General features: G+C 69.6%; 13 protein-coding genes. 6 read left to right on the forward strand and 7 right to left on the reverse strand.

From position 1 onward, the window contains the following. Positions 1–23 precede the first annotated feature (23 nt). Complete coding sequence (locus ACT89H_RS10250) at positions 24–692, forward strand: ABC transporter permease (protein ID WP_445108326.1); 669 nt, start codon at positions 24–26, stop codon at positions 690–692. After that, positions 689–1,414: an ABC transporter permease gene (locus ACT89H_RS10255; protein ID WP_445108327.1), complete on the forward strand. Its 726-nt coding sequence runs from the start codon at positions 689–691 to the stop codon at positions 1,412–1,414. The genes ACT89H_RS10250 and ACT89H_RS10255 overlap by 4 nt, the downstream gene beginning before the upstream one ends. Before the next feature lie 152 nt (positions 1,415–1,566). Here ACT89H_RS10255 and ACT89H_RS10260 read toward each other — a convergent pair whose 3' ends face one another. The 4 genes from ACT89H_RS10260 to ACT89H_RS10275 form a co-directional block, all read right to left on the reverse strand. Beyond that, positions 1,567–2,754 (reverse strand): NAD(P)-dependent malic enzyme, encoded by a 1,188-nt coding sequence (locus ACT89H_RS10260; RefSeq protein WP_445108328.1) that lies wholly within the window; start codon positions 2,752–2,754, stop codon positions 1,567–1,569. 515 nt (positions 2,755–3,269) lie between these two features. Beyond that, positions 3,270–4,811 (reverse strand): FAD-binding protein, encoded by a 1,542-nt coding sequence (locus ACT89H_RS10265; RefSeq protein ID WP_445108329.1) that lies wholly within the window; start codon positions 4,809–4,811, stop codon positions 3,270–3,272. A gap of 51 nt (positions 4,812–4,862) precedes the next feature. Continuing rightward, positions 4,863–5,120: a hypothetical protein gene (locus ACT89H_RS10270; protein WP_445108330.1), complete on the reverse strand. Its 258-nt coding sequence runs from the start codon at positions 5,118–5,120 to the stop codon at positions 4,863–4,865. A 5-nt stretch (positions 5,121–5,125) separates the two neighbouring features. Then, complete coding sequence (locus tag ACT89H_RS10275; RefSeq protein ID WP_445108331.1) at positions 5,126–5,980, reverse strand: PHP domain-containing protein; 855 nt, start codon at positions 5,978–5,980, stop codon at positions 5,126–5,128. 75 nt (positions 5,981–6,055) lie between these two features. On the opposite strand from ACT89H_RS10275, the gene ACT89H_RS10280 reads away from it, so the two are divergent. Next, complete coding sequence (locus tag ACT89H_RS10280; protein ID WP_445108875.1) at positions 6,056–7,147, forward strand: magnesium and cobalt transport protein CorA; 1,092 nt, start codon at positions 6,056–6,058, stop codon at positions 7,145–7,147. A 12-nt stretch (positions 7,148–7,159) separates the two neighbouring features. On the opposite strand, the gene ACT89H_RS10285 is transcribed toward ACT89H_RS10280, so the two are convergent. Genes ACT89H_RS10285 through ACT89H_RS10295 form a run of 3 tightly spaced genes read right to left on the reverse strand, consistent with a single transcriptional unit; the run spans position 7,160 to position 9,205 of the window. Next, positions 7,160–7,741 carry a suppressor of fused domain protein gene (locus tag ACT89H_RS10285; RefSeq protein WP_445108332.1) on the reverse strand — a complete coding sequence of 194 codons (582 nt, stop codon included), beginning with the start codon at positions 7,739–7,741 and terminating at the stop codon, positions 7,160–7,162. Between the two features lie 3 nt (positions 7,742–7,744). After that, positions 7,745–8,236: a YflT domain-containing protein gene (locus ACT89H_RS10290; protein ID WP_067804215.1), complete on the reverse strand. Its 492-nt coding sequence runs from the start codon at positions 8,234–8,236 to the stop codon at positions 7,745–7,747. Positions 8,237–8,248: 12 nt separating this feature from the next. Further along, complete coding sequence (locus ACT89H_RS10295) at positions 8,249–9,205, reverse strand: HpcH/HpaI aldolase/citrate lyase family protein (RefSeq protein ID WP_445108876.1); 957 nt, start codon at positions 9,203–9,205, stop codon at positions 8,249–8,251. A 63-nt stretch (positions 9,206–9,268) separates the two neighbouring features. Between ACT89H_RS10295 and ACT89H_RS10300 the strand changes: the two genes are divergently transcribed. From ACT89H_RS10300 to ACT89H_RS10310, 3 genes are all read left to right on the forward strand, one after another. Continuing rightward, positions 9,269–10,549 (forward strand): magnesium transporter MgtE N-terminal domain-containing protein, encoded by a 1,281-nt coding sequence (locus ACT89H_RS10300; protein WP_445108333.1) that lies wholly within the window; start codon positions 9,269–9,271, stop codon positions 10,547–10,549. A 58-nt stretch (positions 10,550–10,607) separates the two neighbouring features. Then, the gene (locus ACT89H_RS10305; protein ID WP_445108877.1) at positions 10,608–11,237 is read left to right on the forward strand and encodes a DUF1003 domain-containing protein; all 630 of its coding nucleotides are present in this window, start codon (positions 10,608–10,610) and stop codon (positions 11,235–11,237) included. 138 nt (positions 11,238–11,375) lie between these two features. Continuing rightward, positions 11,376–12,752 carry a lytic transglycosylase domain-containing protein gene (locus ACT89H_RS10310; protein WP_445108334.1) on the forward strand — a complete coding sequence of 459 codons (1,377 nt, stop codon included), beginning with the start codon at positions 11,376–11,378 and terminating at the stop codon, positions 12,750–12,752. Positions 12,753–12,846 lie beyond the last annotated feature (94 nt).

Consider the following 12,846-nt stretch of genomic DNA (forward strand, 5'->3'; position numbering starts at 1 on the left):
CGCGACGGAATCCGGACAGCGGCATGAGGTACCTCGTCGAGAACTTCTCGGAAATCATGGGAATCACGGCGACTCACCTCGCTCTCGCCCTGGTGCCGCTGCTGCTGGCCCTGGTGATCGCGATCCCGGTCGGCGCGCTGGTGCGGCGGGCGGCGTGGCTGCGGCGGATCACGGTGACCGCCGCGAGCCTGGCCTACACCGTCCCGTCGCTGGCGCTGTTCGTGATCATTCCTCCGCTGGTGGGGATCTCGGCCATCGACCCGCTGAACGTGATCATCGCGCTCACCGTCTATTCCACCGCGCTGCTGGTGATCGCGGTCCCGGCGGCGCTGGATTCGGTGCCCGCCACGGTGCTCGACGCGGCCGATGCGGTGGGCTACGGCCCGCTGCGCCGCACACTCACCGTGGACATGCCGTTGGCCGTGCCGGTCTTCGTGTCCAGTCTTCGGGTGGTGGTGGTGACCAATATCGCGATGGTCTCGGTCGGCGCGCTGATCGGCGTCGGCGGGCTCGGCAAGCTGTTCACCCAGGGCTATCAGCGCGACTACCCGGACGAGATCGTGGCGGGCATCATCGTGACGCTCGCGCTCGCGCTGGTCGCCGACCGGGTGGTGTACGCGCTGGGCCGCTGGTCGACGCCATGGGTACGCGCGGATGCCGGAACAGCCAGGACGAAAGGCGCTGCGACATGAATCTTTTCCTCGACGCCTGGCACTACTTCACCGACGGCGCCAACTGGAGCGGGCCGTCGGGCATCGGGACCCGCATCGCCCAGCACCTGTGGTACAGCTTCCTGACCGTCGTCGTCTCCACGGTGATCGCGGTGCCGCTCGGCCTGATCATCGGCCACACCCGGCGCGGAGCGGCGGTACTGGTCGGCTTCGCCAACGCCATGCGCGCGCTGCCGACCCTGGGCCTGCTGACCTTTCTGGTGCTGCTGCTCGGCCTCGGCCTGATACCGCCGCTGCTGGCGCTGGTCACGGTCGGCATCCCCCCACTGCTCGCGGGCGCGTACGCCGGAATCGCGAACGTTCCCGCCGACGTCGTGGACGCCTCGCGCGCCATGGGCATGACCGAGCGGCAGATCCTGTTCCGGGTGGAGGTGCCCAACGCGCTGCCCCTCCTGCTCACCGGGCTACGCGGCGCGACACTCCAGGTCGTTGCCACCGCGACGATCGCCGCCTACGTCAACCTGGGCGGCTTGGGCCGCTACATCTTCGACGGCATCAGCCTCTACCGCTACGACCGGGTGCTGGTGGGCGCGCTGCTGGTGGCGGTGCTGGCCATGCTGCTGGACGGGCTGCTGGCGTTCGCGGTGTGGGCCGGCACGCCGGGTGTGGACCGATTACGCCGCACGTCCCGGGTCGCGCCTTCACCAGTGGCCGCACTGCCCAACGCGGACCGGGCCGGCTAGCTCCGAAACAACCGTTCAGTCGTCGGTGACGCGAAGTGCCACGACGATGTCTGCCACGGTCGAGTCGGTGACGAACGAGCGACCGGCGCGGTAGGTGAAAAGGGCGCCCATTCGCGTTCGAATGGGCGCCCTTCGGCTGACGTGCGGTTGCGTTACGCGACGCCCTCGGCGCGGGCGGCGGCGGCGACCGCTTCGGCGACGGCCGGAGCGACCCGCGGGTCCAGCGGGCTGGGCACGATCTTGTCCGGACCGAGCTCGTCGGCGACGACGCTGAGGATGGCGTCGGCGGCGGCGATCTTCATGCCCTCGGTGATCCGCCGGGCGCCCGCGTCCAGCGCGCCCTTGAAGACGCCGGGGAACGCGAGCACGTTGTTGATCTGGTTCGGGAAATCGCTGCGGCCGGTGGCCACGATCGCGGCGTACTTGCGCGCCACCTCGGGGTGGATCTCCGGGTCCGGGTTGGACATGGCGAACACGATCGCCTCCGGCGCCATCGACGCGATGAGCTCCTCGGCGATCAGCCCGGCAGACAGGCCGAGGAACACGTCGGCGCCCGCCAGCGCCTCCGCCGCGCCACCGGTGAGGCCGCGCGGGTTGGTGCGCGTGGCCAGCTCGGCCTTCACCTCGTTGAGGTCGCCACGCTCGCGGTCGACGATGCCCTTCGAATCGAGCACGATGACGTCACGGACACCGGCGGCCAGCAGGATGTTCGTGCACGCGACACCGGCGGCACCGGCGCCGGACACCACGACCTTCAGGCCTTCGACGCCACGGCCCTGCACCTTGGCCGCGCCGTTGAGCGCCGCGAGCACCACGATGGCGGTGCCGTGCTGGTCGTCGTGCATCACCGGGCAGTCGAGCGCCTCGATGACGCGCTTCTCGATCTCGAAGCAGCGCGGTGCGGAGATGTCCTCCAAATTCACCGCACCGAAGCTCGGCCGCAGGTGGATCAGCGTCTCGACGATCGCGTCGACATCTTTGGTGTCCAACACGATCGGGATCGAATCCAGCCCGGCGAACTTCTTGAACAACGCCGCCTTGCCCTCCATCACCGGCAAGGAGGCACGCGGGCCGATGTCGCCGAGGCCGAGCACGGCGCTGCCGTCGCTGACCACGACCACGAGCCGATCGGTCCAGGTGTAGCGCTTGGCCAGCGTCTCGTCCTCCGCGATCGCGCGGCTGACCTGGGCGACGCCTGGGGTGTAGGCGATCGACAAATCGCGCTGGGTCTCCAGGGGCGCACTGAGTTCGACCGAGAGCTTGCCGCCGAGATGTCCTGCGAAAATTTCGTCGTTGGTGATTTCGGAAAGGCTTGCGGTAGCCTTCGGTGCGTCTGTCACAGGTGACACGATTTCACTCCTGCTCGGGTCGGGCTACACCGGGGGACGGTTACCACCGGGTAATGGGTACAAGTGGTTTCACTACGCTCATCGGGTGCGCTGACCGGCGCGTTTCCGACCGGCAGCGAATGGGCGAACACTTCTTGCCGATATCTCGATGGCGGGCGCGGCACTGATCCGCGAAGCAGAACCGGGCGGGTGCGCCCGGATAGAACAGGCGGTGTGATCTCCCGCGTCGTCGACGGTACGTCGGCGAGGCGGAGACCTCCGTGCATCCCTCACCCGGCGGTGGCGGAGGCGAGGAATCCGACACATTCTGCCAGTCCGGTGGGCGAGTTGCCAAACCGGTTGCCCCTGGGTCGTGTCGCACTCCATCACCCGACCCTATGGGGCGGGAATTACCTTCAGGTAAGCGGGAACTCCCTCTTCAGCGGCCGTACGCGGTGAGTGATCGCACCACTCGGGGCGGCGGCGGTGTGAGTACAGCGCCCGCGGCGCCGTCCGGCGACGTGCGATCAAGCGACGAAATCGCGGGCCTGCTCCGGCATCGTCCGCGGCGCGTCCGGGCGCACCCACACGCTGCCTACGCCACCGGACCGCAGCAGCGTCCGCCAGGTGTCGGAGACGCCGGGATGATCGGTTCTGCGGTGCATGCCTCGGCTCTCGGTGCGCGTCAGCGCGCTGTATTTGGTCCAGCGCGCCACCGCGAGCAGCGCGGCGGACTGCCGGGCCCGCAGCAGCTCGACACCGCTGCCGCCGAGATCGAATTCGGCCCCTGGCCACATGCCGTCGAGTTCGGCGATGCTATCGCGCAGGCTGCCCGCGCTGCGCCAGTAGCTGCGCCGCAAGGGCAAGGTGTGCTCCTGGACGAGGCCCACCACCGCCCTCGGGTCGATCCGCGCCACGGCGTTGAGCCCGGCCCCCGGCACGCCGCGCGCCGGGGCGCGCCGGTCCGCGGTCCTGGCGAACTTCGCCGCGCCCGCGCCTGCCCAGACGCCGGAGGTGATCGCCCACGCCGCGCTCAGCCCGCCGAATCCGCTCACCGCGCCACTGATCGGCTCGCGACCGACCACGTCGCCGGCGGCGAACAGGCCCGCGACGGTGGTCGCGCAATCCGGCCCGGTGACGCGCAATCCGCCGGTGCCCCGCACGGTGCCCTCCAGCACGGCCCGCAGCGGCACCCGTTCGGCCCGGTCGACGAAGCCCTGGCGCGCCAGCCCGCGGCGGAGGACGACCGGTACGTCGTCCAGGGCTGCGAACACCCGCTGACCATCGGCGATTGCCGCGAACGCCGCAGCGCGATGCCCGGGCAACTCCGCGCCCGATTCGTCGTAGAGCGGGGCGAACCGCAAGGCGAGACTCCGCAGCGCGGTCGGCTGCGCCTTCCCCGGCGGAATCAGGCCGTAGGCGCAGGAGAACTCCATTCCGGACAGCTCGGCGCCCGCTTCCGCGGCGAACAGCAGACCGTCGCCGGTGTCCACGTCGGTGCCCGCGGCGCCGGAGAGGAACGCACAGCCCCCGGTGGCCACCACGACCGCGCCGGCACGCACGGTCCAGCGCCGGAAGCCGTCTTGGGAGCGCAGCCCCGTAGCGCCGCACACCACACCGTCGCGGTCGGCCAGCAGTTGCAACGCCGGGTGGAAATCGAGTACGCGCACCCCGGCTTCCCGCATCGCGCGGCGCATTCGCCGCAGGTAGCGGGCACCGTCGAGATAGGTGCGCCGCCGGTCCGGGCCCGCCGGACCACCGGCTATGCGATAACCCCACCGGGCCAATTGCTCGACCCGCTGATGGCTTTCCTCGAGCACGCGGTGCATCCAGTCGGGATCACCCAGCGCGCCGCCGTGCGCGTGCCCGTGCCGCACCGCATCCTCGCGCGCCGGACCGGGCGGCAGGTGCCACAGCGAGATCGCGCCGTACGTCGTCGGCCCGCTCGACCCGCAGCGCGCCTTGTCGACGAGCACCACGGTCGCGCCCGTCGCGGCGGCCGAGACGGCCGCCCAGGCACCGGCGGGACCGCCGCCGAGCACCAGTACATCCGCCACGATTTCGGTCATAAAGAAAAATGTTCGGGCACAATTCATCGGCCCGCAACCAAAACCCGGGGGTCAGCTCCACCATTGCGTCCACAGCAATAGCCCAGCAGCCAGAAAAACGATCATCGAACCGGCGAAGGCGGCCGAACCCCGACGCCGGTCCGAATATCCTTGCGCGCTGAGGGCGACCACCGCGGCCGCCACATGCCAGGCGACCGATTCGCCGCCGGGCCCCGGAAAGCCGCCCCGCTGCGCGAGGACCGCGGCGCCGACCACCACCAGCATGCCCACCACGGTGCCGCCGGCGACGATGCCGCTGAGGCCGCGCACGAGTCTCACGCGGCGATCACTGGCACGCCGGAAGCCTTGCCCACCAGCTTCTCGAATTGCGCGGGATCGGTGGTGAACTCGCCGAGCTGGATGGTCTTGTTGGTGCCGTGGTAGTCCGACGAACCGGTGGTGAGCAGGCCGAGTTCCGCGGCCAGATCGGTGAGCAGCGCGCGGTCGGCCGCGGAGTGGTCCGGGTGCGCGATCTCCAGGCCGCCGAGCCCGAACTCGGCCAACTCGCGGATGTCGTCGATGGCCAGCAGCCTGCCCCGCTTGCGCGCCCTGGTGTGCGCCAGCACGCTGACTCCCCCCGCGGAGGCGATCATCCGCACCGCACGCCGCAGCGGGGTGTCGGCCTTCTCGGCGTAGTAGGGGCCGTGCGGGGCGAGCAGTTCGTCGAACGCCGCGTCCACGCTCGGCACCACGCCCGCGGCGACCAGCGCCCGGGCCAGATGCGGGCGTCCGGCCGACGTGCCCGCCGAGGCCAGCACGGCGTCCGGATCGATCGGCAGTCCGTCGGCCGCCATCCGCTCGGCCATGGCCCGCAGCCGTTCCACCCGTTCGGCGCGCAACCGCTCGCGTTCCTCGGCGAAGCCGCGATGGGTCGGGTCGAACAAGTAGGCCAGCAAATGTACGGGCACCGGCCAGCCATCCTCCCCCAGTCCGACGCAGGACATCTCCATGCCGCGCACCAGCGTCATCCCCTCCGGCAGCGCGTCGACCGCGTCCGCCCATCCGGCTGTGGTGTCGTGATCGGTGATCGCGACGACGTCCAAGCCCGCGGCGGCCGCGTTCCGTACCAGTTCCGCCGGAGTGTCGGTGCCGTCGGACGCCGTCGAATGGGTATGCAGGTCGATGCGCACGCCTTCAAGTCTTACAGTGCGGCGCCGTCGTCCCGCATACGCAGGCGACGTTCCGGCCGCCCGCGGCGACGTAGCATCGTCAGCGTGCCGTCCTTTTCTCCGCTCTCGTCGCTTCGTGGATACGGCCGAACGCCGTCACAATCCGGGCAGCGTTTCATCCCGGTTCCGACGGCGCAGGCGATCGTCGACTGCGCGGTGTACGTGGACGGCAAGCGCCTGCCCGGACGGTTCACCCACCAGGCCGCGCTCACGCGAGCCCGTGCAGAGCCGAACGGCTTCGTCTGGGTCGGCCTGCACGATCCCGACCAGGCGCAGATGGCAGACATCGCCGCGACCTTCGGTCTGCACCAGCTCGCCACCGACGACGCCCTGCGACGGCACCAGCGGCCGAAGCTGGAACGCTACGACGATTCGCTGCTGCTGGTGTTGCGCACGGTCAGCTACGTTCCGCACGAGATGAACAGTGTCAGCGAGATCGTGGAGACCGGCGAGATCATCGTGTTCACCGGTCCCGACTTCGTGGTCGCCGTCCGCCACGGTGAGCACTCCGGACTGGCCGACGTGCGCAAGGCGCTGGAGCAGGACCCCACGCAGCTGGCTCTCGGCCCCGGTGCGGTGCTGCACGCGATCGCCGACCGGATCGTCGACTCCTACATCGAGGTCGCCCGGTTGGTCGAAAACGATATCGACGAGATGGAAGAGGAGATCTTCACCCCGCGCAGCAAGGTGACGGTGGAGTCCATCTACCAGCTCAAACGCGAAGTGGTCGAGCTGCGGCGCGCGGTGAATCCGCTCGCCGCGCCGCTCGAGCAGCTCGGTCGCAAGCCGGATCTGCCGGTGCCGAAGGAGGTCCGGCGCTATCTGCGCGACGTCGCCGAGCATCACGCCTCCGTGGCCGAGCGGATCAACGACTTCGACGAGGCGCTCAGTGCGCTGATCAGCGCCGCGCTGGCCCGGATCGGCGTGCAGCAGAACACCGACATGCGCAAGATCTCGGCCTGGGTGGCGATCGCGGCCGTGCCGACGATGATCGCGGGCATCTATGGGATGAACTTCGACCACATGCCCGAACTGCACCAGGTCTGGGGTTATCCGATGGTGTGGGTGCTCATCCTCACCATCTGCACCGGCCTGTTCTTCACCTTCCGCCGCAACAAGTGGCTGTAGCCGGACGCGGCATCACAGGCCGGCGGCACCGCGCCCCGGGTCGCGCACGTCGATGCCCGCCTCCCGCCACGCCTCTCGCAACGCCTGCGCACCCCGCACCCGGACCCATGCCGCCTCCGTCGCGGTGACCGGCGTCACCGCGAAGTACCGCACCGGCTCGGCCGGATCCGGCAGCGGCACCTCGGGAATGTCGCTGTCGCAGAGCAGAACCGCGGTGAACGGCGCGTCCCGCCACAGCGGCTCACCCAGGTCGAGCAGCGCGTTCGCTTGCAGCACAACGCCTTCCACGACCGGCGCCGCGGCCAGCACGCCGAGCGACTTGGCCAGGCCCGAGCCGGCGCCGACACCCGACCGCAACGTCAACACGAGTTCCGCGCGCGGCCCGCGTACCGGATCGGCGTGCACCGCGGTGGGATCGCCCATCGGATGCCTGCTGGCGCCCAGCGTCACGTAGTGCACCAGATCACCCTCGACGATGCGCAGGACCTCGATCGGCTCCAAGCCCAGAAAAGTGACCGAGGCGGCGTCGACGTGCGCGGCGTCCACCTCGAAATGGCCCAGCACCTCGGTGCGGACCGTCTCCAGCACTTCCATGCGTCAGATCGCCAGCCGCGCGAGCATGTCCCGTGCCTGCTCGGCCGACTTCGGATCGCACAGCACGTCGTAACGGCCCGCCACCAATTGCATGGTGGAGGCGAAGTCACGCTGCCCCCTGGTCGCCGCGTACGGGATCGAGGTCGATATCAGACCGAAGATGATGCCGCCGACCAGGCCGACGAGCAGCGGGCCCAGCGCGCCGCTGGTGGTGAACAGGCTCAGCAACAGACCGAGGAACAGGCCCAGCCAGGCACCCGACACCACGCCGCCGCCGATCACCTTGCCCCAGGTCAGCCGGTAGAGAACCCGCTCGACCTGCATCAAGTCGACACCGACGATGGTCACGTCCTGCACCGGGAACTGGTTGTCGGCCAGATAGTCGACCGCCTTCTGCGCCTCGGCGTAGGTCGGGTATGAGCCGACCGGCCAGCCCGACGGAGGCGTCGGGAGGGCCTGCCGCGCACGGCTCGAGTTCCCCAAGGGATTCGTCATAGTTCCATTCTGCTATTCCGACGCATCGCGCGGTGGGGTAAAGCGCGTGGTTCGCGTCATTCCGGCGGCACGACCCTTGTGCGCGATCACCTGGGCCATCTTGGCGCTGGCCTCGTCGATCATCTCGTCGCCGAGCATCACCGCCCCGCGCGCGCCGCCCGCCGCCGAGGTGTGAAAGGCGTAGGCGTCCAGAATCTCCTCGGCGCGGTCATAGTCCGCTTGCCGCGGACTGAAGATCTCGTTCGCCGCCTCGATCTGGCCGGGGTGCAGCACCCACTTGCCGTCGAATCCGAGCGCGGCGGTGCGCGCGGCGGCCCGGCGGAAGCCCTCCACATCCCGGATCTGCAGGTACGGGCCGTCGATCGCCTGGAGGCCGTGGGCGCGCGCGGCGAGCAGGATGGTCATCAGGATGTGGTGGTAGGCGTCGCCGGTGTCGTAGCCCTCCGGCTGCTCGCCGACCACCAGGGTGCGCATGTTGATGCTGGCCATGAAATCCGCCGGACCGAAGACCAGGGTCTGCACCCGGGGACTGGCGGTGGCGATCGCGTCGATATTGCGCAGTCCCAGCGCGTTCTCGAGCTGCGGCTCGATGCCGATCCGGCCGACATCCAGGCCGCAGGTCTTCTCCAGCTGGGTCAGCAGCAGATCCAGCGCGCGCACCTGGCCCGCGTCGGTCACCTTGGGCAGCAGGATCGCGTCCAGCCGCGCACCCGCGCCCTCGACCACGGAAATGACGTCGGCGTAGGTCCATTCGGTGGTCCAGTCGTTGACCCGGACCACGCGCAGCTGCCTTCCCCACCCGGAATCGTTGAGCGCCGCGACGATGTTCGCCCGCGCCTCGGCCTTCGCGACCGGCGCGACCGCGTCCTCCAGATCGAGGAACACCTCGTCGACCGGCAAGGTCTTGGCCTTCTCGATCATCTTCGTGTTGCTGCCCGGGCAGGCGAGCACCGAACGGCGTGGCTGCATGATCACTCCCGTCGATCGTGGCGGGATGTGAACACCCGCGCGCGAACATCTAGCCTTGGCAGCATGGCAGCTACCAGGGTGTACGTCGCCAGGCTGGCCGGTTTGGCGGTACTGGGACCGGACGGGGAGTCTATCGGCCGGATCCGTGACGTCGTCGTGGCCGTCCGCTCCGACCGCCAGCAGCCCCGCGTGCACGGCTTGGTCGTCGAATTGCCCACCCGGCGGCGCATTTTCGTGCCGATCCTGCGGATCACCGCGATCGAGCCCGGCGTGGTCACGCTGAACACCGGAACGGTCAGCCTACGACGTTTCACCCAGCGACCGGGCGAGATGCTCGCCTTGGCGCAGATCGTCGACTCGGTGGTGCGGGTCGACGACCCGGACCTGCCCGACCTGGCCGGCGTGGACGTCCACGTGGCCGATCTCGGTATCGAGCAGACCCGTTCCAGGGACTGGCTGGTCAGCCGGGTAGCCGTGCGCGGGCACCGCAGGCTCGGCCGCAGGCGCACGGTGCACGTGGTGGACTGGACCAGGGTGTCCGGCCTGACGCCCTACGAGATCGGCAGGCCGGGACAGGACGTCACGCAACTGCTCGAAGGATTCGAGGGGATGCGCGCGGCCGACGTGGCGCAGCAGCTGCGCGAGCTGCCGGAGAAACGGCGGATCGAGGTGGCCGTCGCGCTGGACGACGAACGTCTGGCCGATGTGGTGCAAGAACTGCCCGACGACGAGCAGGTCGAGTTGCTCAGCCACCTGGAGGTGCACCGGGCCGCCGACGTGCTGGAGGCGATGGACCCCGACGACGCCGCCGACCTGCTGGGCGAGCTGCCCAAGGGCGAGGCGGAATCGCTGCTGGCCCTGATGGACCCGCAGGAGTCGGAGCCGGTGCGCCGACTGCTCGAGCACTCGCCCTACAGCGCGGGCGGCCTGATGACGCCGAAGCCGGTCATCCTGACCCCGGCCACGACGGTGGCCGAAGCGCTCGCGCGCGTGCGCAACCCGGACCTCACCCCCGCACTGGCCTCCATGGTGTTCGTGGTCCGACCGCCCACCGCGACGCCGACCGGCCGCTACCTCGGTTCGGTCCACATCCAGCAATTGCTGCGCGAACCACCCGCCCACCTGGTGGGCGGCATCCTCGACACCGATCTGGCGCCGCTGCGCCCCGAACTGCCCCTGGCCGCGGTGACCCGGTACTTCGCGACCTACAACCTGGTCTGCGGACCGGTGGTGGACGAGGAGAACCATCTGCTCGGCGCGGTCAGCGTCGATGATGTCCTCGATCACCTGCTGCCGGAGGACTGGCGCGACCAGGAAGAGACCGACGAGCGGGGCGGAGCGTGAGCCCGCAGGATCGCGCGCATGCCCGAAAGGACACACCGTGAGCGAGAACGACCCGGGCCTGCGGCTCGGCCCCAGCAGGGCCCGCCAACGGCTGGAGACGCCGGTGGAAAGCCGGTTCCGGTTGGAGTGGGACGCCGAGGCCGTGGCCCGCAGCAGCGAGCAGGTGGCCCGATTCCTGGGGACCGGTCGGTATCTCGCGGTCCAGACGATCGTGGTGGTGGTCTGGATCGTGGTGAACGTCTTCGTGGTCACGCTGCGCTGGGACCCGTACCCGTTCATCCTGCTGAACCTGGCGTTCTCCACCCAGGCCGCCTACGCGGCGCCGCTGATCCTGCTGGCGCAGAACCGGCAGGACAACCGGGACCGCGTCGCCCTGGAAGAGGATCGGGTGCGGGCCGCGCAGACCAAGGCGGACACCGAGTTTCTGGCCCGGGAACTCGCCTCGCTGCGCATCGCGGTCGGCGAAGTGGCCACGCGTGATTACCTGCGCCGGGAATTGGAAGAGCTGAAAGGGATTCTGGACCGATTGGAGTACGCGGAATCCCCGGAGCAGGAAACCCGGGTGGAAACCGCCGGAAAGAGCGGTCGCAAGAAAACCTCCGGTCGAAAGCCCGCTCCGGCATCGGTTTCACCGTCGGTAACCAGTGATCAACCAGAAATACCGAATAAGGACCTGACCGGTGGGTAACCTGGACAACGTTGTCCAGAGCGGCCTGGGCACGGCAGGTCCCGGACGGCCGCTCCCACGACGTCGAGGATTGGGTGTGGCCGAATGCGTGTATCTGTTCCGATAACGGTCTCGGCTTTGGTGGTTGCTGGTGCGGTGGTGAGTGGTTCGGGGGTGCAGTCGGCGGTGGAGGGGTCGGCGCCGCAGGCGGCGGGGGTGTTGGCGGCGGCGGGTCCGGAGTCCGGGGTGGCGGGGTTGTTGCCGGTGGCGGCGGAGGGGCTGCGGCGGTTGCGGGCGGTGACGCCGGGGGTGGCGCCGTTCGGTGGCGCGGTGCCGTTGGGGGAGTTGTCGTTACCTGCGGTGGGGGGTGCGTTGGGGATTCCGGAGGTGGTGTTGGCGGCGTATCGGAATGCGGAGTTGGCGTTGGCGTCCTCGGCGCCGGGGTGTGGGTTGTCGTGGAGTTTGCTGGCGGGGATCGGGCGGATCGAGTCGGGGCATGCGGGGGGTGGGCGTACGGATGCGGCGGGTACGACGGTGTCGCCGATCTTCGGTCCGGTGCTGGATGGGAGTTCGCCGGGGAACGAGGTGATCCGGGCGGCGGATGGGGGGTACGCGCGGGCGGTGGGTCCGATGCAGTTCTTGCCGGGGACGTGGGCGTTGTACGCGGCGGATGGTAACGGGGACGGGGTGGCCGATCCGCACAATGTGTTCGATGCGGCGTTGGCGGCGGGGAAGTATTTGTGTTCGGGGGGTGTGGATCTGCGGGATCCGGCGCAGGAGTTGCGGGCGGTGTTGCGGTACAACAACTCGATGGCGTACGCGGCGAATGTGCTGAGTTGGGCACGGGCGTATCGGATGGGTGGCTCGCCGACGCCGGTACGGGTGTCGCCGGATCTGGTGGCGCCGGGGTCGTTGCCGCCGGTGGGGCCGAGCGCGGATATGACGGCGGTGCGCACCACTACCCCGGCGACGGAGCCGGCCGACCAGTATCGGGCGCCGCGGCCGCGGCCGCAGCCGACACAGGTGATGATCACGCTGCCCGGTCTGCCGCCGATCCCGTGCGGGATCTTCTGCCCGGTCGCGCCGCCGGTGAATCCCTGTGCCGGGCAATCGGTTCCCGCACCGATGCCGTTCCCGGATCTACCCGGGACCGTGCGGGTACCGCTGACGCCGCAGCAATCCGACGGCGCCGCACCGGCCGAGCCACGCAAGTTCGGTCCCGCCGCGACGGACCGGCCCGCGGATGCCGCGACCGCGGGACAACCCGGCACACAGGATCAATTTGCGGCCGGATGCGGACAGCCGGATACCACGCTCGCCACGGCCGAACCCACCCCCATCCCAGGCGAGCCACCCCTGGGCGACAACGAATCTCGCGGCGCGTCCGAACCCGCCACCACCCCACCGCCCGCGCCGGAACCCGAGCCGGCAACCGCCACCGAACCCACACCCACGCCTACACCGCAGCCCGGAATCACCCTGCCGTTCGGTATCGTCATCCCCCTTCCCGCACCACCCGCCGCACCCCAGCAGTGATCCAAACCCAGCCCAGATCACGAAGCAGTAACAAAAAGATCTCGGATGCGGTACTCTCCCTAGTGGTTCCGTAACAAACGGCTCACAGCGAGTC

The sequence above is a fragment of the Nocardia aegles genome (assembly GCF_052545135.1).

Excerpts from the sequence above, each read along its gene's own strand:
- ACT89H_RS10265 (WP_445108329.1), bottom strand. The coding sequence starts at position 4,811 with ATGACCGAAATCGTGGCGGATGTACTGGTGCTCGGCGGCGGTCCCGCC.
- ACT89H_RS10295 (WP_445108876.1), bottom strand. The coding sequence starts at position 9,205 with ATGCAGCCACGCCGTTCGGTGCTCGCCTGCCCGGGCAGCAACACGAAG.
- ACT89H_RS10250 (WP_445108326.1), top strand. The coding sequence starts at position 24 with ATGAGGTACCTCGTCGAGAACTTCTCGGAAATCATGGGAATCACGGCG.
- ACT89H_RS10300 (WP_445108333.1), top strand. The coding sequence starts at position 9,269 with ATGGCAGCTACCAGGGTGTACGTCGCCAGGCTGGCCGGTTTGGCGGTA.
- ACT89H_RS10290 (WP_067804215.1), bottom strand. The coding sequence starts at position 8,236 with ATGACGAATCCCTTGGGGAACTCGAGCCGTGCGCGGCAGGCCCTCCCG.
- ACT89H_RS10285 (WP_445108332.1), bottom strand. The coding sequence starts at position 7,741 with ATGGAAGTGCTGGAGACGGTCCGCACCGAGGTGCTGGGCCATTTCGAG.
- ACT89H_RS10255 (WP_445108327.1), top strand. The coding sequence starts at position 689 with ATGAATCTTTTCCTCGACGCCTGGCACTACTTCACCGACGGCGCCAAC.